Annotated in this window: 23 protein-coding genes; 13 read left to right on the top strand and 10 right to left on the bottom strand. The window is 54.7% G+C overall.

Annotated elements, in window-relative coordinates:
* Positions 1-735, bottom strand: coding sequence for an SDR family NAD(P)-dependent oxidoreductase (locus tag DXY38_RS09045; RefSeq protein ID WP_115071369.1), 735 nt, complete (start codon positions 733-735; stop codon positions 1-3).
* Between the two features lie 53 nt (positions 736-788).
* On the opposite strand from DXY38_RS09045, the gene DXY38_RS09040 reads away from it, so the two are divergent.
* From DXY38_RS09040 to DXY38_RS09020, 5 genes are all read left to right on the top strand, one after another.
* Positions 789-2,462, top strand: coding sequence for a CTP synthase (locus tag DXY38_RS09040; RefSeq protein ID WP_115071368.1), 1,674 nt, complete (start codon positions 789-791; stop codon positions 2,460-2,462).
* A complete protein-coding gene (locus tag DXY38_RS09035) occupies positions 2,459-3,067 on the top strand; it encodes a 7-carboxy-7-deazaguanine synthase QueE (RefSeq protein WP_115071367.1) in 609 nt (202 codons plus the stop codon). Before DXY38_RS09040 ends, DXY38_RS09035 begins: the two co-directional genes overlap by 4 nt.
* A gap of 114 nt (positions 3,068-3,181) precedes the next feature.
* Positions 3,182-3,940 carry a peptidylprolyl isomerase gene (locus DXY38_RS09030; protein WP_244279073.1) on the top strand — a complete coding sequence of 253 codons (759 nt, stop codon included), beginning with the start codon at positions 3,182-3,184 and terminating at the stop codon, positions 3,938-3,940.
* The gene (locus DXY38_RS09025) at positions 3,940-6,894 is read left to right on the top strand and encodes a type I secretion system permease/ATPase (RefSeq protein ID WP_115071366.1); all 2,955 of its coding nucleotides are present in this window, start codon (positions 3,940-3,942) and stop codon (positions 6,892-6,894) included. Before DXY38_RS09030 ends, DXY38_RS09025 begins: the two co-directional genes overlap by 1 nt.
* A 2-nt stretch (positions 6,895-6,896) precedes the next feature.
* The gene (locus tag DXY38_RS09020) at positions 6,897-8,156 is read left to right on the top strand and encodes an HlyD family secretion protein (protein ID WP_115071365.1); all 1,260 of its coding nucleotides are present in this window, start codon (positions 6,897-6,899) and stop codon (positions 8,154-8,156) included.
* A 4-nt stretch (positions 8,157-8,160) separates the two neighbouring features.
* Here the strand turns inward: DXY38_RS09020 and DXY38_RS09015 are convergent, their stop codons facing one another.
* Positions 8,161-8,682 (bottom strand): ecotin family protein, encoded by a 522-nt coding sequence (locus tag DXY38_RS09015; protein ID WP_115071410.1) that lies wholly within the window; start codon positions 8,680-8,682, stop codon positions 8,161-8,163.
* Between the two features lie 31 nt (positions 8,683-8,713).
* On the opposite strand from DXY38_RS09015, the gene queC reads away from it, so the two are divergent.
* The 4 genes from queC to DXY38_RS08995 are packed head-to-tail and all read left to right on the top strand — an operon-like array spanning position 8,714 to position 13,217.
* Positions 8,714-9,394: a 7-cyano-7-deazaguanine synthase QueC gene (gene queC, locus DXY38_RS09010; protein WP_115071364.1), complete on the top strand. Its 681-nt coding sequence runs from the start codon at positions 8,714-8,716 to the stop codon at positions 9,392-9,394.
* Positions 9,391-10,734 carry an anthranilate synthase component I family protein gene (locus DXY38_RS09005; RefSeq protein ID WP_115071363.1) on the top strand — a complete coding sequence of 448 codons (1,344 nt, stop codon included), beginning with the start codon at positions 9,391-9,393 and terminating at the stop codon, positions 10,732-10,734. Before queC ends, DXY38_RS09005 begins: the two co-directional genes overlap by 4 nt.
* Positions 10,731-11,597 carry an aminotransferase class IV gene (locus tag DXY38_RS09000; RefSeq protein ID WP_115071362.1) on the top strand — a complete coding sequence of 289 codons (867 nt, stop codon included), beginning with the start codon at positions 10,731-10,733 and terminating at the stop codon, positions 11,595-11,597. The genes DXY38_RS09005 and DXY38_RS09000 overlap by 4 nt, the downstream gene beginning before the upstream one ends.
* Positions 11,598-11,621: 24 nt before the next feature.
* Positions 11,622-13,217 carry an APC family permease gene (locus DXY38_RS08995; protein WP_115071361.1) on the top strand — a complete coding sequence of 532 codons (1,596 nt, stop codon included), beginning with the start codon at positions 11,622-11,624 and terminating at the stop codon, positions 13,215-13,217.
* Here the strand turns inward: DXY38_RS08995 and urtE are convergent.
* The 8 genes from urtE to ureE all read right to left on the bottom strand — a co-directional run bounded on the left by urtE (position 13,180) and on the right by ureE (position 20,181).
* Positions 13,180-13,887 (bottom strand): urea ABC transporter ATP-binding subunit UrtE, encoded by a 708-nt coding sequence (gene urtE, locus DXY38_RS08990; RefSeq protein WP_115071360.1) that lies wholly within the window; start codon positions 13,885-13,887, stop codon positions 13,180-13,182. The two genes, DXY38_RS08995 and urtE, sit on opposite strands and share 38 nt — an antisense overlap.
* Positions 13,884-14,657: an urea ABC transporter ATP-binding protein UrtD gene (gene urtD, locus DXY38_RS08985; RefSeq protein WP_115071359.1), complete on the bottom strand. Its 774-nt coding sequence runs from the start codon at positions 14,655-14,657 to the stop codon at positions 13,884-13,886. Before urtD ends, urtE begins: the two co-directional genes overlap by 4 nt.
* Complete coding sequence (gene urtC / locus DXY38_RS08980; RefSeq protein WP_115071358.1) at positions 14,654-15,784, bottom strand: urea ABC transporter permease subunit UrtC; 1,131 nt, start codon at positions 15,782-15,784, stop codon at positions 14,654-14,656. The genes urtD and urtC overlap by 4 nt, the downstream gene beginning before the upstream one ends.
* A gap of 4 nt (positions 15,785-15,788) precedes the next feature.
* Positions 15,789-16,943 (bottom strand): branched-chain amino acid ABC transporter permease, encoded by a 1,155-nt coding sequence (locus tag DXY38_RS08975; protein WP_115071357.1) that lies wholly within the window; start codon positions 16,941-16,943, stop codon positions 15,789-15,791.
* 91 nt (positions 16,944-17,034) lie between these two features.
* Positions 17,035-18,330: an urea ABC transporter substrate-binding protein gene (urtA, locus tag DXY38_RS08970; RefSeq protein WP_115071356.1), complete on the bottom strand. Its 1,296-nt coding sequence runs from the start codon at positions 18,328-18,330 to the stop codon at positions 17,035-17,037.
* 116 nt (positions 18,331-18,446) lie between these two features.
* The gene (gene ureG / locus DXY38_RS08965; protein ID WP_115071355.1) at positions 18,447-19,049 is read right to left on the bottom strand and encodes an urease accessory protein UreG; all 603 of its coding nucleotides are present in this window, start codon (positions 19,047-19,049) and stop codon (positions 18,447-18,449) included.
* A complete protein-coding gene (locus DXY38_RS08960) occupies positions 19,049-19,717 on the bottom strand; it encodes an urease accessory protein UreF (protein ID WP_115071354.1) in 669 nt (222 codons plus the stop codon). The genes ureG and DXY38_RS08960 overlap by 1 nt, the downstream gene beginning before the upstream one ends.
* Positions 19,714-20,181 carry an urease accessory protein UreE gene (gene ureE, locus DXY38_RS08955; RefSeq protein WP_115071353.1) on the bottom strand — a complete coding sequence of 156 codons (468 nt, stop codon included), beginning with the start codon at positions 20,179-20,181 and terminating at the stop codon, positions 19,714-19,716. Before ureE ends, DXY38_RS08960 begins: the two co-directional genes overlap by 4 nt.
* Before the next feature lie 109 nt (positions 20,182-20,290).
* Here ureE and DXY38_RS08950 point away from each other — a divergent pair, with 109 nt between their 5' ends.
* The 4 genes from DXY38_RS08950 to ureC all read left to right on the top strand — a co-directional run bounded on the left by DXY38_RS08950 (position 20,291) and on the right by ureC (position 23,592).
* Positions 20,291-21,181 (top strand): urease accessory protein UreD, encoded by an 891-nt coding sequence (locus DXY38_RS08950; RefSeq protein WP_115071352.1) that lies wholly within the window; start codon positions 20,291-20,293, stop codon positions 21,179-21,181.
* A 63-nt stretch (positions 21,182-21,244) separates the two neighbouring features.
* Positions 21,245-21,547 carry an urease subunit gamma gene (locus DXY38_RS08945; RefSeq protein ID WP_006854227.1) on the top strand — a complete coding sequence of 101 codons (303 nt, stop codon included), beginning with the start codon at positions 21,245-21,247 and terminating at the stop codon, positions 21,545-21,547.
* 11 nt (positions 21,548-21,558) lie between these two features.
* A complete protein-coding gene (locus DXY38_RS08940) occupies positions 21,559-21,879 on the top strand; it encodes an urease subunit beta (protein WP_115071351.1) in 321 nt (106 codons plus the stop codon).
* Positions 21,880-21,882: 3 nt separating this feature from the next.
* Positions 21,883-23,592: an urease subunit alpha gene (ureC, locus tag DXY38_RS08935; RefSeq protein ID WP_115071350.1), complete on the top strand. Its 1,710-nt coding sequence runs from the start codon at positions 21,883-21,885 to the stop codon at positions 23,590-23,592.
* The last annotated feature ends 9 nt before the right edge of the window (positions 23,593-23,601 follow it).

Raw genomic sequence — 23,601 nt, 5'->3', positions numbered from 1 at the left:
TCACTCCAGGCTGGAGTTGACCGCAAGCTCAAAGGGAACCGCCCGGTTGGGAAGTTTCAAGAGTTCAGCACTCATCGAAGCGATGTCCTCGGGCTGAGTCATCGCTTCTGCTTCCATCGCCTGCGTTGGCCAGCGATCGCTCGAACCGCTGCGCACAGCAGCCGCCATATCCGTATTCACCCAGCCAGGACAAATCGCCGTCACCCGAATTCCTGCAGCCCAACCCTCATTGCGCATGGTTTGGCAGAGACCAAGCAGGGCAAATTTGCTGGCGCTGTAGGCCGCCAGGCGACCCTTGCTGCGCTTCCCACTCATGGAAACCAAAACCTGGATGCGACCTTGTCCATGGGATGCCAACTGCGGCCAGGCGGCGCGCGTCAACCACCACGGTCCCATCAGGTTCACATTGATGGTGTGGGCAATTTCATGCTCTTCGCTCGGCTCAAACAGAAGCGGCACACGGCTGAAGATCCCAGCGCTATGGATCACGCTGTCGAAGCCACCAAAATGCTCGATGGTGGAATCAACCCAGGCCTGAGCCGCCGCTGGGTCCTCAGCCGCATAGGGCTGAAGCAAGACCCGTTCACTCCCAACCAAGTCAGGGTCAAGGGGGGTCTGTCTCAACGCTTCCAAATCGCGAAGCCCAAGGCTGAGGCGATGGCCGTCAGCAAGAGCGCGTTCAGCGACCGCTCGACCAATCCCACGACTTGCACCACTAATTAGGAGAGTGCGCACGGCTACACGGGTGAAGGTCTACAGCGGTAAATTGACACGTTGCCGAGCAAGCCATGGCCAAGTTCGTGTTTGTCACCGGCGGTGTGGTCTCCAGCATCGGCAAAGGGATTGTGGCCGCGAGCCTCGGGCGCCTGCTGAAGTCTCGGGGCTACAGCGTTTCCATCCTGAAGCTGGATCCCTACCTCAATGTGGATCCAGGAACGATGAGCCCGTTTCAACATGGTGAGGTGTTTGTCACCGAAGACGGTGCCGAAACCGATCTGGATCTAGGCCATTACGAACGCTTCACCGACACCGCGATGTCACGCCTGAACAGCGTGACCACCGGCTCGATCTATCAGTCCGTCATTAATAAGGAGCGCCGAGGCAGTTACAACGGCGGGACCGTCCAGGTCATCCCCCATATAACCGGTGAAATCCGCGACCGCATTCACCGTGTGGCCTCGAATAGCAATGCCGATGTGGTGATTACCGAAATCGGTGGCACCGTTGGTGACATCGAATCGTTGCCCTTCCTGGAAGCCATTCGAGAGTTCCGAGGGGATGTGGGGCGACGCGATCTGGCCTACATCCACGTCACCCTGCTCCCCTTCATCGGCACATCGGGAGAACTGAAAACCAAACCCACCCAGCACTCCGTTAAGGAGCTGCGCTCGATCGGGATCCAGCCAGATCTGCTCGTCTGCCGCAGTGATCGCGACATCAACGATGAGCTCAAACGCAAAATCGGAGGCTTCTGTGGTGTACCGCAGCGCGCTGTGATCCCCTCCTTGGATGCCGACAGCATTTACGCCGTGCCGCTCACGCTCGAAGACGAAGGATTGTGCCGTGAAGTCCTCGACGTCCTCGACCTTGAAGATCACGACAGCGACATGGTGGACTGGGCGCAACTGGTTCACAAACTCCGCAATCCCGGTCCCGCGGTCAAAGTCGCCTTGGTGGGCAAATACGTCCAACTCAATGACGCCTACCTATCGGTTGTGGAAGCCCTGCGCCACGCCTGTTTAGCCCAAGATGCCTCCCTCGATCTGCACTGGGTCTGCGCCGAAGAAATTGAAAATCAAGGCGCCGATGCCCTTCTCAAAGGCATGGACGCCGTGGTCGTGCCAGGTGGATTCGGCAACCGTGGTGTCGACGGAAAAGTCGCCGCCATTCGCTGGGCCAGAGAGCAACGCGTGCCGTTTCTTGGCCTTTGCCTAGGGATGCAATGCGCCGTGATCGAGTGGGCACGCAATCTGGCAGGCCTTACCGATGCCACAAGCGCTGAGCTCGAGCCAGGAACCACCCATCCTGTGATTCATCTTCTGCCTGAGCAACAAGACGTTGTTGACCTTGGGGGCACGATGCGGCTTGGGGTGTATCCCTGCAGGGTTGCTGCAGACACCCTCGCTTCAAAACTGTATGGGGAAGAAGTGGTCTATGAGCGCCATCGCCATCGCTTCGAATTCAACAACGCCTACCGAAACCTGTTTCTCGAGTCTGGCTACGAAATCAGCGGAAGTTCCCCCGATGGCCGGTTGGTGGAACTGATCGAACTCCCTGAACATCCCTTCTTCACAGCCTGTCAATACCACCCTGAATTCCTATCCAGACCCGGCCGGCCCCATCCCCTATTCCGGGGTCTGATCGAAGCGGCCCAACAACGCTTGCCCTCCAGCCCCAGCGAAGCCATGCGCCAACAAAACAATTCAGCGACTGGAACCAGTCATCCCAGCCTGCAGCCTTGACCCACGCGTTGCCCGTTGTTGAGACCTTCCACTCTCTGCAAGGGGAAGGGATTCATACAGGGCGAAGTGCTTTTTTCATCCGCCTGGCGGGATGCACTGTGGGCTGCAGCTGGTGTGACACCAAGCACTCATGGCCTGCTGACTCGCATCCGAAGCGTCTAGTGATGGACTTAGCGACTGAAGCCACTGATGCTGCTGACAGCGGAGCCGCCTTCGTGGTGATCACCGGTGGAGAACCCTTGCACCACAACCTTGATGAGCTCACCGCTGCGATTCGCTCACAGTGCGCTCAGCCCGTGCATCTTGAAACCAGTGGCGTCGATCGATTGAGTGGTGCCCCCGACTGGATCACCCTCTCTCCAAAGCGCCACAAGCCGCCAAGGCCGGATGTGTTGCAAGCGTGTCATGAGCTCAAGGTTGTTGTGCACGAGCCGGCAGATCTGCTGTTTGCGGAGGTGGTGGCAGCACAAGCGCCACAAGCCAATTGGTTGCTTCAGCCTGGCTGGGACTGCGAGGAAGGTCTGCAACTAGCCATAGGCAAAGTTCGGCAAGATCAGCGTTGGAGGTTGAGCATGCAAAGCCACAAATGGCTTGGCGTGCGCTGAGGCAGTCTGTCCAAACCCTGCTTTTAGCAATCAATCTGAATTCGTCATGAATGGATGACGATGCAGCTGATCTGAATCACGATCAACGTCGTTGGAACGGAACGCCTCACAGTCATGAAAGATTGCCGTCCGATGGTTTTGTCGAAGTTCAACGATGTAGAGAGCACCACGGTTGACCTTTTAAGACGCACCGACCAGTTGCGGCCACTCGTGCGACGTTTGCTGGTTGAAGAGGCGACCCATGAGCTCAATCCTCCTGAAGAGCTTCTGACACAAGCGCTGTCAAACCATTGTCAGAAGGAGCAACTCAACAACGAGGAAGCCTTAAAAAGCTGGTTGGCAGAGAGGTTCATCAACAAAGACGAACTGCTGCTGCAACTGAGCCTCCCTCTCAAACTCAGCAAACTGGCTCTCGATTCTTTTGCCGCCAAATCTGAAGCCCAGTTCCTTCAACGCAAGGAAGCACTAGATGAAGCCACCTACAGCCTCCTACGGGTGAAGGATTCAGGTTTGGCTCATGAGCTTTACCTTCAATTGGAAGCCGGTGAAACGAGCTTCGAGGCCCTGGCAACCCAATACAGCGAAGGGCCGGAGCAGCGAAGCGGTGGAAAAATCGGGCCCGCTTCATTGATGCGGGCTCATCCCCAACTGCGCAAGCGCCTTCAGACTGCCACCCCTGGGGTCGTTCTCGAACCAGTCCTCATTGAAAAGTGGTGGGTTGTGTCGAGATTGGAGGAGCGCCTTGAAGCCAGCTTCGACGATCCGATGCGGCAGCGGATGGCCACCGAACTTCTCCAGCAATGGATGAATGCGGAAACAAACGAGGTAGTCAAAGCCGTTCTCTCCAGCAACAATGGTGAGGGACTGACCTGATGAACCTGACTTCCTCACCCTTCGAGGGGCTTACAGCCCTGAAGCAGATCATTCGTGAACGCGGTGAAGCCTTGCGTTACGAACTCGGACAACCACTTTGCGAATCTCGCTTCATTCCCGGCCAGGTTCTTCTGATTGAAAGCGGCAGTGCTCGTCTTCTAGGCGAACAAGGAGCACGCCTCAGCACCCTGACCAAACTGGAAGCAGGTCAACTGGTAGGAGCGGCTTCCCTGTTAAGAGGAGCACCTTGTGAGGACGTTCGTGCTGCATCTGAACTTGTTGCGCTTCGGATTAGCGACGAAGATTTTTTAGATCTTGTTCGTCACAACAGTGATGTTGCCGCTGGCTGCCGAAACCACTTATGGACAGCTGAGCTTGCAGCATTATTGACGTCCCTACTGAACAAGGCGCCCAAGCAAACCCGACCTCTCAGCAGTTGGATCGAAGAGCTTCTCCCAAAAGCTCATCTCCTTGATCCAACCGACCACGACGCGATCCAATCGGCCCTCACAGCTAAAGAGCGTGTATTTGTCGGTGGGGAACCAGGCGAAGATGGCTCCACCGAACTTGGGCAGGAACTCACGAATGTTGATGAGATTTCTGCCCTCCCAACAGACATCCATCAGTTGCCCCTTCGGCTGATTGCCCTTCCAAGTGCAGACATTCAAGAGCTCCATCAGGACACGCAAGCCGAACTTGTTGTCGCAAAAGTGGTCGGTAACGTCGCGCAAGACAAGTCCAGTCAAGAAGACATTCCAAAGGCACCACTGAGGCCACCCGTCAGCCGCTTCAACAGCAGCAAAGCGGAAGACCGCGACTTTTTCGTTGGCGGAGAGGGACCGTTGCAGGAAACCCTCGCCTGCTTCCAGATGCTGGCCAAGCTGATGAAGCTGCCCTTCCGGCGCGACGCCATTGAGAAGGTGCTCCGTGATCAATTAAGGCGTGGTCAAACCCCAACCCTGCGCCTATGCGGACAGATTGCAGCAGGCCTTGGCTTGCATGTCTCAGGCGCCAAGGTTGCTGCGCGTTTCGCAACCCGCCTGCAGACACCCACCATGATCCCGTGGCTGGGCGGTTTTGCGCTTGTCATCCGTAGTGATGAGCGCGGTGTCGTACTCGCCTCACCTAGCCAGGGATTCGTCGATCTTCCAGCCTCAACACTTGAAGAGGTCTTCCCAGAGGGAATCGAATTATTACTGCTCGATCGCACCAACACCACTCCTGAACAGAACTTCGGCCCGGGCTGGTTCTGGCCGGCACTCAAGCGCTACCGCAATGTTTTGGTGCAAGTGCTTGCAGCCAGCTTCGTCGTACAGCTGTTCACGCTGGCAAATCCCTTGCTGATTCAGGTCATCATCGACAAGGTGATTAATCAGCGCAGCCTTGACACTCTTCAAGTGCTGGGCATCGCCCTCGTGGCAGTCACCATTCTTGAGGGTGTGCTTGGAAGCCTCAAAACGTTCCTCTTCGCAGAAACCACCAATCGCATCGATCAGCGTCTAGGTGCAGAAGTCATCGACCATCTTTTGCGCTTGCCCCTTGGCTATTTCGACAAAAGACCGGTCGGTGAGTTGGGTTCAAGGATCAGCGAGCTGGAAAAGATCCGCAACTTCCTTACTGGTCAGGCACTCACCACAGTTCTTGATGCTGCTTTCTCGGTGATTTACATCGTGGTCATGCTGTTTTACAGCTGGTTGCTCACCCTCATTGCCCTCGCCGTCCTCCCAATTCAGATAGGGCTCACCCTCCTTGGAGCACCCCTATTCCGGCGTCAGTACCGAAAAGCGGCAGAAGCCAATGCCAAAACTCAAAGTCACTTAGTGGAAGTGCTCACTGGCATCCAAACGGTGAAGAGTCAGAACGTTGAAATGGTGAGCCGATACACCTGGCAAGAGCGCTACGCCGAATACATCAGCAGCACCTTTGAGAAAACCATCAGCGGCACAGCTCTGAGTCAGACCTCTCAAGTGCTTCAAAAAATTTCTCAGCTACTTGTTCTTTGGGTAGGTGCCACTTTGGTTCTCTCCGGAGATCTAACCCTGGGACAACTGATCGCTTTCCGGATCATTTCCGGTTACGTCACCCAGCCACTTCTACGCCTTTCCACCATCTGGCAAAGCATTCAGGAGCTGAAAGTGAGCTTCGAACGGCTCGCCGATGTGATCGACACACCTCAGGAATCAAACGAACTCGATAAAGCCAAAGTTCCACTTCCATCTCTTCAAGGAGATGTGAGCTTCGAAAACCTCAGCTTCACCTTCAGTAAAGGCTCACCACCTGTTCTGAATGATATTGATTTGCATGTAAAAGCTGGGACCTTTGTAGGGATCGTCGGGCAGAGCGGCAGCGGGAAAAGCACCTTGATGAAACTTCTCCCCAGGCTCTATGCCCCTGATCAAGGAAGGATCCTGATCGATGGCTACGACATCGACAAGGTTGAGCTTTATTCGCTCCGACGCCAAATTGGCATCGTGCCCCAGGATCCACTTCTGTTCTCAGGAAGCGTGAGTGAAAACATTGCACTAACCCAGCCTGATGTTGCAAGCGACACGATCGTGACGGCTGCCAAGATCGCCTGCGCCCATGAATTCATCATGCAGCTGCCAAGTGGTTACTCCACGCCAGTGGGTGAACGAGGCGCATCCCTCAGTGGTGGACAACGGCAACGGATTGCAATCGCAAGGACCCTGCTGGCCAATCCAAAACTACTAGTGATGGATGAAGCCACAAGCGCTTTGGACTACGAAACCGAACGCAAGGTTTGCGACAACTTGATCAATGCATTGCATGACTGCAGCGTTTTCTTCATCACCCATCGCCTATCCACCGTGCGCCGGGCAGACCGGATCGTGGTCATGCACCAGGGGGCCATCGTCGAACAGGGATCCCACGATGAATTGATGGAAAAACGAGGCCGCTACTACGCCCTTTACCGCCAGCAGGAGGCCAGTTGAACATGACAAACCCAAACAAAAAGCTGCCTCCAAAGAGCAGCAAAACCGGCACAAATCCAATCGGCAATCTGGTCCGTCAAGCCCAGAACAAGCTCGAAAGCAGCGTCAGCACTGGCGATCACAACGAAGCTGTCCTCAAGCAAAGTCAGTTTTGGGTCAAAGCGGTGACCTGGAGTTTGATTGGTACAACCGCGTTCTGTATCGGCTGGCTGGGCATTGCACGCACCGAAGAGGTGGTAGTAGCCACAGGCAAACTCGAGCCTGTGGGCAACGTCAAAGAAATTCGAATCCCAGCAGGCGCTGTGGTTGAAGAGATCCTGGTGAAAAGCGGTGAACGGGTAACCAAAGACCAGGCGCTGATTCGACTTGATCAGGAAAGTACGACCGAACAGCTGAAATCACTCGAGCAAGGTGTTAAGGAGAAAACATCCCAAATCCTCCAGAAACAGGAGCAATTGTCCTTAAAAAAACGGGAGCGCGAACGTACGCTCGATCTCAATCGTGAACAGCTTTCCACCACCCGAAACAATTTGAATCTTGAAAGCCAGATTCTTGGTCGACTTCAAGGCCTAGCCCGAGAAGGAGCCACACCCGATATCCAGTACCTGCAGCAGCGCAACAAAGTGGCTGGACTCAAAGGAGAACTGACCCAGTTAGAGCTTGAAGGCAAACGCCAGATCAATCAAATCAACCAACAGATTGAACAATTAAATGCCGAACTAGCAGGACTCCGCAGTGAACGCGCTCAACTGAACGCAAACCTCACCGAAGTAAGAGTAACCAACAAGAATCAAACGCTTCGAGCGCCCGTAAACGGTATTGTCTTTGATCTACAATTAAACAACCCTGGATATATTTCTCAGGCCCAATCGTCCCAGGCCGTATTAAAGGTCGTGCCCTTCAATACTTTAGAAGCTGATGTTGAAATTCCGAGCAATAAAATTGGATTCGTGCGCATAGGTCAACAAGCCGACATCAGCATTGATTCCTTTCCTGCCAGCGATTTTGGCGTGCTGGAAGGGAAAGTTCAGTCCGTGGGATCAGACGCACTCCCTCCTGATCAACAAAAGATGCGTCAAGGGTATGCCTACCCAGCAGTCATCAAATTAGACAGCCAGCAACTAAAAGTCAAAAACGGCAAGACGTTGCCGCTTCAGGTTGGAATGTCTTTAACAGCTAACATCAAATTACGCAGCGTTAGCTATCTACAGTTACTACTTAACACCTTCCAAACCAAAACCGACTCCCTAAGAGAGCTCTAAACGATTAGAGCTTCGTCGCTTCCTTTTGAAGCGTCTCCGCTTTCCAAACTCGCCAGCGCAACTCCACGCCATCAGGCAGATCCACCACAACCGGCCAGGAGGCGTTGTAGGGAATCAAATAGGGCTGCTTGCCGAGGGACAAAAAGGATTTGCCTTTGGCTTGTTCCGACGTGCAAGCCATGCGCGTACTCAACACAAGCACTGGCCCACTCACTTCAAACAGGGCCTTCCCAGAAGCTTTAGGCAGTCGCTGCATCGATAAAGACGGCCCCGACAAGCGCTTGACATTGCAATCAACCTCCACCTCCTTTCCCACGATCAACTGGATGCGCCAATCGAGTGGATGGGCCGAAATCATGGCGTCGTCACTCTTCGGCAACAAGCCCGAGGGCTGAATCAGCCAACGCTTGAGGCCTTGCTTGGGTGCTGGATAGCCACTCAGGTCAAGACGGGGAATCGCCACAGCAGGAGCTGAAACAGCCACCATCAGCAGCGGCAGTGCCAGCCTCAAGAATCCCAGACCCATGGTCATACCCACACGGCAACAGAATGCAAGCATGACCGATTCCACCGCGATTGCCCTGCTCTCGGGAGGGCTCGATTCCGCAACGGCCGCGGCGCTCGCCATGAAGGCAGGCTTCCGCGTGATTGGCCTCTCCTTTGATTACGGCCAACGCCATCGGCGTGAGCTGGATGCCGCCGTAAACATCGCTAACGCTCTCAATCTGGCTGAACACCGCACGATCAAGGTGGATTTGGCGATGTGGGGAGGCTCCTCGCTCACCGATCACGCCCAAACCCTTCCCACAAACGGCGTTGAGCCAGGCATCATCCCGAGCACCTATGTGCCAGGGCGAAACACCGTGTTCATTGCAATCGGCCTCAGCCTCGCCGAAGCGCGGGGTGCCGATCGACTGGTGCTGGGCGTCAATGCCGTGGACTACTCGGGCTATCCCGACTGCCGGCCGGATTATTTAGAGGCCTTTCAAGATCTTGCAGACCTCAGCAGCCGCGCTGGACGAGAAGGCCATGGTCCAAAGCTATGGGCACCACTTGTGGAGTGGAGTAAACAGAAAATTGCAGAAGAAGCACTACATCTAGGGGTTCCCATCGAAAGCACCTGGAGTTGCTACAGCGGCGGAGATGTGCCCTGTGGTGTCTGCGACAGCTGCCGAATCCGTGATGAAGCACTGCTCGCAGCCGGACGGCCGGACCTGTGCAGCCCAGGCCGTCCATGACCTCCAATCACGCCGGCACCCAGAAGCTGATTCGCAGCAGCCATCCCTGGATCGAACCTGATTCCGTGGCCAAAGCGCTCGCCCAAGAACACGGAGAAGCTGGCTTGATTTGGCTGGACGGGGATGCCAGCGACTTGGGCCGTTGGCTCACCCTGGCCGCTGACCCTCTCGAGCAACTCTGTTGCCGGGGGTTGCCAGGAGAGGTTGGAGCCACCAATCCATTTGAGGCTCTGCGCTCGCTCAATCCTGGGCACTGGACGGGCTGGCTGAGTTACGACGCTGCCGCCTGGCTCGAACCCACAAACGCTTGGCGAAGCGATGCCATGGCCAGCCTTTGGATCGGTCGCCACGACCCCGTTCTGCGCTTTGACCTCCAACAACGGGAGGTTTGGATTGAGGGGCTTGATGCCAAGCGCCATGCCGCGATGGAGCGCTGGATTCTGGGCCTTCATGAACGATTCAAACAACACCCTGACGCACTCCGCAGCCCCAACCCGCTCCATACAGCGTGGATACGCCACAGCGACAGAAAGGCCTATGCCAAGGGCGTTGAGCGAATCCGTGAACTGATCGCGATGGGCGATCTCTTTCAAGCCAATCTCACCAGCTGCACCAGCACAACCTTGCGAGAGCCGATCAACAATTTGGAGCTCTTTCTGCGCTTGCGTCGAACCTGTCCCGCACCCTTTGCGGGTCTCGTCGTTGCCAGCGGTGAGGCCGATGGCGAAGCACTCCTGTCCACATCACCGGAACGCTTCATGGAAGTGCTGCCCAACGGTGCTGTTCAAACGAGACCCATCAAAGGAACACGCCCTCGGGACTCCGATCCACAACGGGATGCCAACCAAGCCGCTGAATTGGTTTGCAGCGAAAAGGACCGTGCCGAAAACGTGATGATTGTCGATTTGCTACGCAATGACCTTGGCCGGGTCTGCGTGCCTGGCAGCGTCGATGTCCCTCAACTGGTCAAGCTCGAAAGCTATGCCCGAGTCCACCACCTCACCTCGGTCGTCAAAGGCCAACTCCGAGACGGGCTGACCTGGGTGGATCTCCTAGAGGCGAGCTGGCCAGGTGGTTCGATTAGTGGTGCACCAAAGCTGAGGGCATGCCAAAGGCTTCAGGAACTAGAGCCCAAAGGGCGAGGTCCTTACTGCGGTTCTTTGCTAACGCTGAACTGGGATGGGCGTTTTGACAGCAATATTTTGATTCGCACCGTTCTGCGCAAAGACAACGAGCTTCGGGTGCATGCAGGCTGCGGAATCGTTGCCGACTCGGATCCTCAAGCAGAAGCCGATGAACTGGACTGGAAACTGCTACCACTGTTAGAGGCACTGGAGTGACAGCATCTGAGCCACAACACTCCATCGCCTGGATCAACGGAGCATGGGGTCGGCCTGCAGAGCTGACGCTGCCACTCAGCGATCGGGGGCTGCAGCTCGCCGACGGACTATTCGAAACGATCCTCGTTCAACACAACCGTCCCTGCCTATTCGATGCACACCTCCGTCGATGGCAGCGAAGTTGTGAGCTGTTAGGGATGGCACCACCACCCCAAAAACCCTGGTTGGTTTCGTTGATTCAAGAAGCGATCAAGCGACTCGGGCTTGAGCATGGGGAGGGCGCCCTGCGCCTGAACTGGAGTCGAGGCGATGGAAGCCAACGAGGGATTGGGCTCGATCACAACGCAGCCGACCCCTCCAGGCATCGCTTTTGGCTCACCTTACAAACGCATACTCCGACGTTCGAGTCCATCAGCACATGGATCAGTCGTCATGAATATCGGCATGCCTCCAGTCTGATGAGTCGATGCAAAACCTTTGCCTACGGACAAGCGATTCAAGTACGCCGGGAGGCGCAACAGAGGGGAGCTGACGATGGATTGATGCTCAGCACCAATGGCTCACTGTGCTGCGGAAGCAGCGCCAACCTTGTCGTGCTCCGCCATGGCCAATGGCTCACACCCCCTTTAAGTGATGGCTGCCTACCTGGAGTGATGCGAGGTCAAGGCCTCAAACAGGGGCTAATTAAAGAGCAGTCGCTTTCATCCAAACCTCAACCAGGTGATCAATGGTTGTTAATCAACAGTCTTGGCTGTAAGACGATCAACCACGTGAATGATGAGCCACTCACGATCAGCGGCCGGGGAGAAACCCTTTGGAGATCCTTACTGTCATCTCATTCTGAGGAATCATTGCCATCCTGAGCGCAGCAACAAGCGATTGGCGATATGGAATTACGGCGTGAGTTAAGCCTCACAAGCCTCACCCTCACCGTCGTCACCGGAACGATTGGATCGGGATGGTTGTTCGCCTCCTATTACGCCGCCCGAACGGCCGGACCCGCCAGCCTTCCCGCCTGGCTTCTAGGAGGCTTGATCTCCTTTCTTCTCGCTCTGGTCTTTGCGGAGCTGGGCTCTCTCATCAACAGTTCCGGGGCATTGGCCCAGATTCCACTCCTCAGCCACGGTCGCTTATCGGGTTTCGTCGGTGGCTGGAGCATCTGGATCAGCTATCTGTGCGTGCCAACCATCGAGCTCTTAGCGATGCTCGATTATCTCGACAGCAGCCTGCCCTGGCTCACGCAGGAACGCAACGGCACGCAAGTTCTCAGCGGAGCCGGTCTAGCTGTCGCCATCCTGTTGATGGTGTTCTTTACCTGGATCAACCTCAACGGTGTGAAGGGTCTCGCCCGCTGGATCGACAACCTCACCATCTGGAAGTTGATCGTGCCTCTCCTGGTGGCGGCTGTGTTGATGCTGCTCAGTCAGCACTGGGGCAATATGAGCATTCCGGTCACAATCGGCAGCAACACAGCGGCCATCAAGAGTGGCAGCGGCACGGAACTTGTGAATGCCGTGGGAAGCGGTGGCATTCTTTTCTGCCTCCTTGGGTTTCGCACAGCCGTTGACCTTGCTGGAGAGGCGCGCAACCCCCAACGCAATGTGCCGCTCGCCATGGGACTTGGGCTCGGCATCAGCCTGTTGATTTACCTGGTGCTGCAGTGGTCATTCTTGGTGAGCGTGCCGCCGGAAGCCCTCCAGCAGGGATGGTCCCAACTGAGCCTTAGCCAACATGGCGGCCCACTCGCAGCCCTGGCCCTTGGCCTTGGTCTGGGCTGGATGGTGGTGCTGTTACTCATCGACGCCGCCCTTTCCCCCAGCACCACCGCAATGGCCTATTTGGGAGTATCGGCGCGAGTGAGCTGGATGATGGGTCGCTGCAAACTGCTCCCTGAATCCCTTGGTCGGGTCAACAGAAATGGGGTGCCACATATTGCTGTCATCAGCAGCCTGATCTTGGGCTGTGCCCTGTTCTTCATCGGCCCAGGCTGGCAACAGGTTGTGGCCTTTCTCACCGCAGCCCAGATGATCGCTTTAGCCATGGGACCCGCAAGCTTGTTGGCGCTGCGCCAACAACTTCCTCAAGAACAGGGCCATTTTCGGATTCCCTATCCCAGAGCACTCAGTGCTGTGGCCTTTGTGATGGCGACGTGGGCAACGAACTGGTGCGGACGTACAGCGCTAGAGGGAGCCGTGCTCGCCATCGGAATCCCGAGCCTGCTCTTTGCTCTCCACAACTGGCGAAAACACCAGCAGATTGAAACCAAAGCAGGACTTTGGTGGGGGCTTTATCTCGGACTACTTGTGTTGGACATGGAGCTGTTCAGCCAAGGACAACCCCTGGAACTCTCGAATCTGGCCCATCTCGCAGTCCTGGCGGGGATGGCCCTTCTGGTGCTGCCGATTGCAGTCAACAGCGCTTTACCAGAAGTATCCCCCCACGCGCTCACACACTTAAAAACTGATCCACCACATCTTGGCTGAGCTCGGACGTAGAGCCACTGGCCACAATTCCACCGCGCTGCATGGCGTAATAACGATCCGCTTGTCGAACAAAATGCAAATGCTGTTCCACAAGCAAAACACCAATCCCTTTCTCAGCGATAATTCGTTGAACGGCAGCTTCAATATCTTGCACAATATTGGGCTGGATCCCTTCCGTTGGCTCATCAAGAAGCAACAATTTAGGCTGTCCCAAGAGAGCACGAGCAATAGCAAGCTGCTGCTGCTGACCTCCAGAGAGATCTCCTCCTTTACGTGAAAGAAACTCCTGAAGAATTGGGAAGAGCTCGTAAATAAAAGGATCAATTCGACGATTTCGAGAAAGACCTCCTGGGAGAGCCTCCATCCCTAACATCAAATTTTCTTCAACAGTTAATTGAGGAATAATTTCCCTCCCCTGAGGTACATAACCAAGTCCAGACCTTGCACGCTGATGAGGAGGCTGACGCTCCATTCCATGGCCTTCAAAAATAATCTCACCGGATCGTGGTTTAAGCAAACCGATCAGAGACTTAAGGAGTGTGGTCTTACCCACTCCATTCCGGCCGATGAGACAAACCATTTCCCCAGCGAGGACCCTCAGATCAACATCTCGAAGAATATGGCTCTCGCCGTAATAAGTGTTGAGACCCCGAATCTCGAGCATTGTCATTGAGCTTCGTCCTCCGTAGTTCCCAAATAAACCTCGATCACTCGAGGATCCTGTTGCACCTGATCCATCGAGCCCTCACAAAGAACATGACCCTGGTGCAGCACGGTCACCGGGCTCTCAAGACGACGGATGAATTCCATATCGTGCTCAATCACCAAAACAGTGTGTTCTCCAGCCAAAGACTTCAGCAAATCAGCCGTTAGGTCAGTTTCCTCATCTGTAAGACCTGCAACTGGCTCATCCACCAGCAAGAGGTCAGGATCCTGGCCAACCAACATCGCAATTTCTAACCACTGCTTCTGTCCATGAGATAGAGATCCAGCTCTCCAATCAGAGCGAGATTGAAGATTAACGATGTTCATGAGATGGTGAACTTGGTCTCGCTGTTCAGCACTAATATGACCAAAAAGCAAAGTCCAAGGCTGCTTTGACCGACTTACAGCCAATACCAAGTTGTCCTGAACCGTTAAATCTTCAAACACACGCGGGCTTTGGAATTTACGACCAATTCCAAGCCGAGCAATGCGATGTTCAGGGATTCCAACCAGAGAGCGACCTTTAAAAAGCACGCCTCCTGAGCTGGGTGCAACCTTGCCAGTGATGACATCGAGAAACGTGGTTTTCCCAGCCCCATTTGGACCGATTACAGCCCGGAGCTCTCCAGGTTGCAAGCTCAGATTTAGGTCTCGAAGGGCAAGAAAACCATCAAAACTAACCGTGATGTCTTTGAGCTCCAGAAGTGCTCTGGAGTCAGAAACGATTCGGCTCATGGCTGCACCTCCTCATTGCCATCAACTTCAAGTTGAGGATAAGTACCAATCGGCCGAGAAAAACCCAGGCGAGACATCACATTTCTTGGTCCCTCTCCTCTGAACCAACCAATCACACCCTCAGGCAGTGCCGTCACCACAAGAATAAACAACCCACCTTGAATGAAAAGCCAAGTTTCCGGTAAGGCTTCACTTACCAAACTTTTGGCATACATGATTACAACGGATCCCAAAATCGCTCCTACCAAGGTTCCACGACCACCAACAGCAACCCAAATGACCATTTCGATCGAAAAGGGAACAGTCATGAACTGGGGGGAAACAATTCCAGATTGCACTGTATAGAGCGCTCCACCGATACCCGCCAAGCCCCCAGCGATTGCGAACACGATTGTTTTAAACAATGTTGGGTTATACCCAGCAAAGCGAAGTCTGGGCTCATCATCGCGGATCGCAATCAGAACATTTCCAAAGCGACCACGCACAACCCATCGTAAAAACATCCAGACGATGATCACAACAACAGCCGTCACCCAAAAGAAGCCTCGCTGCATCTCTGGCGATCCCAACTCGAGCTGACCAAACAGCACAGTGACATCTGTTTTCAGACCGTTGGTGCCATTAATTAGCTTTTGCTGTCCATTGAAGAAATTGAAAAAAACTAAGAGAGCGGCTTGGGTCAGAATCGAAAAATAAACACCCTTAATTCGATTACGGAACACTAAGTTCCCCAACACAGCTGCAAGCAAAGCAGGGATCAGCCAAATTGCGATGAGCGTAAAGAGAGGCGAGCGAAAAGGCTCCCAGAATAATGGCAACCGATCAACCCCATACAGACTGAAAAATTCAGGAATGGAGTTGGGCATATCAATAGAACTCCTGAGTTGGAGATACATCGCAGCGGCATAACCTCCAAGAGCAAAGAAAATACCCTGCCCGAGACTGAGAAGACCGGTAAAGCCCCAAATCAAATCAATCCCAAGCGCCACGATCGCTAGAGATAAAAACCGACCCAAAAGGTTAAGGCGGAACACAGGCAGAACCGATGGAGCAGCAACGATTAACGCGATGATCACCACCCAAAGAGTGACCGAGAGCCAGCTGCGCTGTTGAAACGAACGAAACATCTGATCAAGCCTCAACCATTCGGCCTTTTTGCGGAAACAGACCTGCAGGACGGAACTGAAGGAAAACCACAATCAGGGCAAAAACCATCACCTGAGCCATGCTCGTAGTCGCAAAAAATTCAACCCCGCCAGCCAGTGGCTCAGGCATGTCTGGCCAAATCGTGAGCAGGCGACCTGCTCCAATTAGATCGGTTAATAAGCCAATCGCAAAGGAAGCCAACACGGTGCCGAGAAGATTGCCAACACCACCGAGCACCACCACCATGAAACAGCCCACGATGTAAGAGGTTCCAACGTTGGGACCCACCGAACCCAACAACGACACAGCAACGCCAGCCACCCCCGCCAAACCAGAACCGATCCCAAAGGTAAGGACGTCAACGGTGTCAGTCGGAATGCCGAGGCAATCGCTCATCGAACGATTCTGCGTGACTGCCCTAATCCGAATACCCCAAACACTGCGGTTAAGGAACCAGATCACCCCAACAACGGCGATCAACGTCATCACAATGATCACAAGGCGTGGCACAGGAAAGGTGAGATCCATCCATTCGAGACCACCGCGCATCCACTTCGGAGCGGTGACATCCACATTGCGGGATGTTGCCTTGGCAATACGGCTAATTTGCGAGGCCAATCCACCCGCAAATAACACGCCAATGAAAGCAGAAACAGCCCAACCACCTAGTCGCACAAACCGAGATTGACGACCCTCCAATAAGGTCTTTGGAAGAAACAACGGAACACTGAATCCGAGCACTAGAAACACAACCATTCCTGCCGCATAAGCAAGCGGAACGCTGCGCACAAACTGCTGGAGAATCAAACTGACACCCCACGTAGCAAGCAGAGTCTCCAGTGGACTCCCATATAGACGTCGTATCACTGTGCGTTCAAGCAAAATACCAACAACACCGCTCACAACGAAGGCGCATGGAATAGCAACCAATACGTAGGCGTTGTAAATAGGCGCAAGAAGAGGAAGTTTGAAAATGAGCTGTACCACATAGGTGGTATAGGCACCAAGCATGATTAATTCGCCGTGAGCGAGATTAATCACACCCATCAAGCCAAACACAATGGCCAGTCCAAGGGCGGCCATCAGCAACACAGAGCCGATGGCCACACCGTTGAACAAACTTTCGAAAAGCAGTTGCACGGGGGGTGTCTAGTAAGCGAAAAAAATGAAAAGAGGAGCCCCCAAGGGACCCCTCTAAAAGCAAGCCATCAGTCGATGGAGCTATTCATGATCAGAGCTTGTACTTCTCTCCCTTACTGGGATCAGACCAATCGCAAGCAAAGCCCTTCGATGTGGGCTCAAACTGGTTCCAAGTCTGAGGATCAATTGGGCTATCCGACTCTTCTACGATTTCGAACTGACCCTCTGCAGTAATCGCACCGATCCGAACGATTTGAGAGATGTGATGGTTAGGACGAACCTCAATTGGGCCTTGAGGAGCATCGAACTTGATACCAATCAGGGCTTCACGTACTTTGTCGTCATCGAAAGTACCGGCTTTCTCAACAGCCATCTTCCAGAGGTACACCATGTTGTATGCAGACTCTTGAGGGTCAGCGACAACACGGTCAGCTCCATACTTTGCCTTAAAGTCAGCAGCAAACTTCTTGGATGCCGGCGTATCAATGGACATCATGTAGTTCCAAGCGCCGTAATGACCTTCAAGGAACTCAGGTCCAATTGTGCTGATTTCTTCTTCAGCAATGGAATAACTCATCACATAATAACCATTTTCAGGAGTAATTCCAGCATCCTGAATTTGCTTAAAGAAAGCAACATTTTGGTCACCATTGAGGGTGTTGATAATCACACCGCCATCAGGCAAAGCCTTTTTAATCTTGGCAATGATCGGAGCAACTTCCGTATTACCAAGAGGCAAATAATCTTCACCAACAACTTCTCCACCCAGAGACTTCACCTGCTCCTTCGTGATGGTGTTAGACGTACGAGGGAACACATAGTCAGATCCCACTAAATAGAAGGGCTTGCCTGCAGCTGGGGACTTCTCGAACATAAAGCTGGTCGCTGGCTCAGACTGCTGGTTAGGAGTCGCGCCGGTATAGAAGATATTTTTCGAACACTCTTGGCCTTCGTACTGAATCGGGTAATAGAGGAAAGCATCCTTCGATTCGTACACCGGAAGCATTGCCTTACGGCTAGCAGAGGTCCAACCGCCGAACACAACAGGAACTTTGTCCTGATCGATGAGTTTTTTGGACTTCTCAGCAAACGTGGGCCAGTCGGAGGCACCGTCTTCAACGATGTAATCAATTTTGTACTTCTTACCATCTACCTCAACACCACCGGCAGCATTAATTTCATCAATGGCCATCTTTTCTGTATCCACCAAGGTGGACTCAGAGATGGCCATCGTGCCAGTCAGAGAGTGAAGAATGCCAACGGTAACGCTGTCGTCAAACTCAACGTTGGAGGCTTTCTCATCGCCACCACCACAAGCTGTGACGGCCAGACCCAGCGACGCTGCGGCCATGCCGGCAAAGAGACGCTTGGACAATGATGAACTCATGAGTATCAAAACAAGAGGAACGACGTTTCAACGCCGGAGCTCGAAAGGTACCGATCTGAAGAAAGAAGCTCCTGTATCAACGAAGACCATTTGCCAATCGGCAAACCAAATACGCGTCAATTTGGTATCTGTTGCAACACAAATGCTTCCACAAGATCGAGTCCTTCCCCATTTCGAAGGTTGGTAAAGCACCAGGGTCGATCCCGCCGCATCCTCAGCGTGTCCTGTTCCATCACGGCTAAGTCAGCACCAACAAGGGGAGCCAGATCGATCTTGTTAATCACCAATAGATCGGATCGTGTAATTCCAGGACCGCCTTTGCGAGGAATCTTGTCCCCAGCCGCTACATCAATCACATAAATACAAAGGTCAACTAATTCGGGGCTAAAACTGGCCGCAAGATTGTCACCTCCGCTCTCCACCATCACCAGATCAAGGCCTGGAAACTGACGTTCCAGTTCACCCACAGCCGCTCGGTTGATGGAGCAGTCTTCTCGGATCGCCGTATGAGGGCACCCTCCGGTTTCAACCCCACGGATGCGCTCAGGCTCTAAGGCACCTGAACGCGTCAGGAATTGGGCATCCTCTTGGGTGTAAATGTCATTGGTCACAACCGCCAATTGCAGGCGATTGCGCAATCTCCTGCACAGCGCTTCCACGAGCGCTGTCTTGCCTGAGCCCACCGGCCCGGCGATGCCAAGCCTGAGTTTGCTGCTCATCAGCTCCGGAACAAACGTGAATACAACTCAGCATGCGCCAACTGGGCCAGCCCCGCACCAGCACCACCACACCAAAGGGTGTACGGGTCTTGATCTTTCAACACAGATGCCTTTTCACGAATCATCGGCAACAGCTGCTGCTGGATCCGTTGAGCCGTGGTGGGACCCAGAGGCACCAAGCGAACCGCTGCACTGAGCTGATTCGCAACCCAACCGTAGAGATAACCCTCCACCATCTCCAGCTCAGAAATCTTCAACGACAAAGCAGCCCAAGCCCAGGCTGCCGGCCAAGCCAGCACCACCGGCTGAGGCAATGGATGTCCAAGATCAACCATCAATTGCAGCAAAGAACCGCCCATCTGTCCTTGCTGGGCACGCACCTCAGCCGACTCCCTCAAAGCCAACAACCAACCATCCAAAGACATCAACTCGCTGGGCATCTCTGACCTTTCTTGCTCCCAGCGTTGAAGCTGAACGCGCAATGGATTTAATGCCGCTGCCTCCAACCTCAGGGCACCCCTTTGAAGCTCCGCTTCAATCCAATGTTGGAGATCTAATTCATCGATCAATGAACCATTCTGGATCAAAACTTCAAGACCCTCGGAATAACTAAAAGCGCCAACGGGCAAGGCAGGACTCACCAACTGCAGCAATGCAAGCGATGTCATGCGTGCTGATGGCCGATGTAAGCACCGCCTTCTGGCATGAAGGGACGACAACACCGTGTCACCTTCAATCCGCGACCGTTAAGCATGGTGGCGAGGACGGAGTCGTTGAGCAACAACAGCTCATGCTCATGCAACTCAAGAGCCACATGACGATTTCCTAGGTGATAAGCAGCTTCAAGCAATGCAAGCGGCGTTGCTGCCTCCACTCGCAACAACTCCTCAGGAGCCGCAGTCACCAGCACATGCACCTGATGATGCGCATCGGTGAGGCGATCACCTGGTGTTAACGGGCGCTCACGCGGCAGCTGCAACAACACGTCTCGACCACACACTGTGCGACGACGTCCGCGCAGCACCGTGCGCTGATCCGCACTCAGCGGCAACTCCATGGCCGCCGGGGTGGCGCCCGGCAATGGCTCCTCAGACAAGAGGCGATGGTCCAACACGATCAAGCCAACATCCAAGGGTTCAGACAGCCAAAGAGATCACACAACAAAGACTGCCCAAACAGCACACTTTTATTTGGTAGTGCTTGCTACAGAGCTAAGCAGAGTTGGCGTCGAGCGTGCCTAGATGCATCGACTTGACCCATGGCACGGCACCTGCAACCTGCTGTTTGCTGAAGGCCGCAGCGGCAGTCAATTTCAGGGGGGCTGCACCGCGCCCCTGAAATTAATGCGCGCCGAGCGGGGGGAGAACGGGCGCTGCGAGCTGCCACTGCTTCACACCGCTGGCGGTCTCGTGGGGGGAGATCAATTGAGCATCAACCTCAGCTTGAAATCGAACAGTCGCTGCCTGATCACCAGCGTGGCCGCACAAAAGGTGTATGGATCCGTCGGTCGCAGCCAACGCCATCCCCGAGGCGCATGGGCCCGCCAACAGGTGGTGGCAGAGCTGGATGCAGAGAGCGATTTGGAGTGGCTACCCCAAGAGCTTGTGCTCTACGCCGACGCTCTGTTTGAACAAAACCTCAGCGTCACCTTGCCGATGGATGGATCCTTTCTCAGCGCAGAAATTGTGCGTCTCGGGCGCACTGCCGCAAACGAAACCTTGGGGCGGGGGTGCTGGAGATCAGGCGTTCAGATCCAACGCCAAACGCCTGAAGGTAAGCGCTGGGAACTTGTTGACAGACTCGAAATCAGCGACGCAGCGCTGAAGGGAATCCATGGACTCAATCAACAACCCGTCTTCGGCACCTTCGTTTGGGCGGCACCCTTCCCTCTCCCTACAGAAACGATCAACACCCTCCTCGATGACGTTCGGCAAGATCGAAAGGGTCTCGAAGGCCAGATGCATTGCGGCGTTCTCCCCCAGGGGCTGATCGCCCGTTACAGCGGCTTCTCAAGCCGTGATGCCCGTTTCTGGTTCAGCAGGATTTGGGCTCGCACCCGTCGAGCACGAGACCTGGCTCCTCCTCAGATTCCCAGGGTCTGGCCCTTACAAGAACGTCCATTGAGGGTCTAAGCGTTCATTTTGAACATTCCGCGGCCCCAGGGAGATAGAAACTAGACAGAGTGCAAGGTCACCATGCACCTCAGCCCCCAGGAAAAAGACAAACTGCTCATTGTTACGGCTGCCCTCTTGGCAGAACGTCGACTCCAGCGTGGTCTCAAACTCAACCACCCTGAAGCCGTGGCATGGCTCAGCTTCTTGGTTTTAGAAGGCGCACGCGATGGGAAGACTGTGGCCGACCTGATGCAGGAAGGCAGCACTTGGCTGAGCCGCGACCAGGTGATGGAGGGCATTCCAGAGTTGGTGGATGAAGTCCAAATCGAGGCGGTTTTTCCCGATGGAACCAAGCTCGTGACCCTGCATGACCCCATTCGCTAAGGCTTCTTTTGATGGCACTCCTGATCCCCGGTGAATTGATACCGGAACCCGGCGAACTGGAACTCAACGCCAATAAGGAGGTCACAACCCTCAGCGTTGCCAACAGCGGTGACCGCCCCGTCCAGGTGGGGTCCCACTTCCATTTCCAAGAAGCTAATGCTGCTCTGATCTTTGACCGTGACGCTGCACGCGGTCAAAGGCTTGATATTCCAGCCGGTACGGCCATTCGCTTCGAACCGGGTGATCACCGCGACGTGAATTTGATCCCGTTTGCTGGAGCACGCCGCGTGGTCGGCTTCAACGGACACATCAACGGACCCCTCGACGCCTGATTCATGCCCTATCGCATTTCCCGCCAGGCCTACGCCGAAACCTATGGGCCAACCACCGGAGACCGCATTCGCTTAGCGGACACCGACCTCATCCTCGAAGTGGAAAAAGACTTCACCACCTACGGCGATGAGGTGAAATTCGGTGGCGGAAAAGTGATTCGCGATGGGATGGGCCAATCCCAAACCTCCCGGGCTGGAGGAGCCGTTGACACCGTAATTACCAATGCCCTCATTCTTGATTGGTGGGGCATCGTCAAGGCCGATATCGGCCTCAAGGATGGCCGCATTGTCGGGATCGGCAAAGCCGGCAACCCCGACATCCAGGAAGGCGTCACCATCGTGATCGGCCCCGGCACCGAAGCGATTGCTGGTGAAGGACACATCCTCACCGCTGGTGGGATTGACACCCATATCCATTTCATCTGCCCCCAACAGATCGAAACGGCCCTCGCCAGCGGTGTGACCACCTTGATGGGGGGCGGCACTGGACCAGCCACAGGAACCAATGCCACCACGTGCACGCCTGGTGCGTTTCATATAGGCCGCATGCTGCAGGCCGCTGAGGGCCTACCCGTAAACCTGGGGTTCTTCGGGAAAGGAAACGCCAGCACTTCAGAAGCTTTAGAGGAGCAAGTACGCGCGGGAGCATGCGGTCTCAAACTGCATGAGGATTGGGGCACCACGCCTGCCGCCATTGATGCCTGCTTGTCGGTAGCCGATCAAATGGATGTACAGGTCTGCATCCACACCGACACCCTGAATGAAGCCGGCTTCGTTGAAGACACCATCGCCGCCATCAAGGGCCGAACCATTCACACCTTTCATACCGAAGGTGCTGGCGGCGGGCATGCGCCCGACATCATCAAAATCTGCGGAGAGGCGAATGTGCTTCCCAGCAGTACCAACCCCACACGTCCTTACACCCGCAACACCCTCGAAGAACACCTCGACATGTTGATGGTGTGCCATCACCTGGATCCAAAAATCCCTGAAGACGTGGCCTTTGCAGAATCACGCATCCGCCGCGAAACGATCGCAGCTGAGGACATCCTTCACGATCTCGGCGCCTTCTCGATCATCGCCAGCGATTCCCAGGCCATGGGACGGGTGGGAGAAGTGATCACACGCACGTTCCAGACAGCCCACAAAATGAAGGTTCAACGCGGAGCCCTGCCAGAAGATTCAAGCCGCAACGACAACCACCGTCTGAAGCGCTATATCGCCAAAGTCACCATCAATCCAGCCATCGCCCATGGCATCAGCAGCCAAGTTGGGTCTGTAGAGACAGGCAAACTCGCCGATCTGGTGCTCTGGAAACCAGGATTCTTTGGGATACGACCGCAACTCGTCGTCAAAGGCGGATCGATCGTCTGGGCCCAAATGGGTGATGCCAACGCCTCAATCCCCACACCTGGGCCTGTGCATGGAAGACCTATGTTTGCCGCCTTTGGCAAAGCCCTTGCGCCCAGTTGCCTCACCTTTTTGAGCGATGCAGCCCTCAACGACAACATCCAAAGCAAACTCGGACTGGAACGCACCTGTATTGCCGTAGAACACACCCGTGACGTTGGCAAAAGTGCGCTGAAACTCAACTCAGCACTTCCAAAGATGAGCGTGGATCCACAGACCTATGAGGTGTTTGCCGATGGCGAGCTTCTGACCTGTGAACCAGCGGAGGTGTTGCCACTCGCCCAGCGCTACCTGCTGCTTTGATCGCGACCG

Origin of the sequence: Synechococcus sp. UW179B, from assembly GCF_900474245.1 — a bacterium.
In the GTDB taxonomy this organism is placed as follows: Bacteria; Cyanobacteriota; Cyanobacteriia; order PCC-6307; family Cyanobiaceae; genus Synechococcus_C.
This window is presented reverse-complemented; position numbering and strand designations above follow the sequence as displayed.

Coding starts and splice junctions, on each gene's coding strand:
- DXY38_RS09040 (WP_115071368.1), top strand. CDS start 789: ATGGCCAAGTTCGTGTTTGTCACCGGCGGTGTGGTCTCCAGCATCGGC.
- DXY38_RS09030 (WP_244279073.1), top strand. CDS start 3,182: ATGAAAGATTGCCGTCCGATGGTTTTGTCGAAGTTCAACGATGTAGAG.
- DXY38_RS09025 (WP_115071366.1), top strand. CDS start 3,940: ATGAACCTGACTTCCTCACCCTTCGAGGGGCTTACAGCCCTGAAGCAG.
- DXY38_RS09020 (WP_115071365.1), top strand. CDS start 6,897: ATGACAAACCCAAACAAAAAGCTGCCTCCAAAGAGCAGCAAAACCGGC.
- DXY38_RS09015 (WP_115071410.1), bottom strand. CDS start 8,682: ATGGGTCTGGGATTCTTGAGGCTGGCACTGCCGCTGCTGATGGTGGCT.
- queC (WP_115071364.1), top strand. CDS start 8,714: ATGACCGATTCCACCGCGATTGCCCTGCTCTCGGGAGGGCTCGATTCC.
- DXY38_RS09005 (WP_115071363.1), top strand. CDS start 9,391: ATGACCTCCAATCACGCCGGCACCCAGAAGCTGATTCGCAGCAGCCAT.
- DXY38_RS08995 (WP_115071361.1), top strand. CDS start 11,622: ATGGAATTACGGCGTGAGTTAAGCCTCACAAGCCTCACCCTCACCGTC.
- urtE (WP_115071360.1), bottom strand. CDS start 13,887: ATGACAATGCTCGAGATTCGGGGTCTCAACACTTATTACGGCGAGAGC.
- urtD (WP_115071359.1), bottom strand. CDS start 14,657: ATGAGCCGAATCGTTTCTGACTCCAGAGCACTTCTGGAGCTCAAAGAC.
- urtC (WP_115071358.1), bottom strand. CDS start 15,784: ATGTTTCGTTCGTTTCAACAGCGCAGCTGGCTCTCGGTCACTCTTTGG.
- urtA (WP_115071356.1), bottom strand. CDS start 18,330: ATGAGTTCATCATTGTCCAAGCGTCTCTTTGCCGGCATGGCCGCAGCG.
- ureG (WP_115071355.1), bottom strand. CDS start 19,049: ATGAGCAGCAAACTCAGGCTTGGCATCGCCGGGCCGGTGGGCTCAGGC.
- DXY38_RS08960 (WP_115071354.1), bottom strand. CDS start 19,717: ATGACATCGCTTGCATTGCTGCAGTTGGTGAGTCCTGCCTTGCCCGTT.
- DXY38_RS08950 (WP_115071352.1), top strand. CDS start 20,291: ATGCATCGACTTGACCCATGGCACGGCACCTGCAACCTGCTGTTTGCT.
- DXY38_RS08945 (WP_006854227.1), top strand. CDS start 21,245: ATGCACCTCAGCCCCCAGGAAAAAGACAAACTGCTCATTGTTACGGCT.
- DXY38_RS08940 (WP_115071351.1), top strand. CDS start 21,559: ATGGCACTCCTGATCCCCGGTGAATTGATACCGGAACCCGGCGAACTG.
- ureC (WP_115071350.1), top strand. CDS start 21,883: ATGCCCTATCGCATTTCCCGCCAGGCCTACGCCGAAACCTATGGGCCA.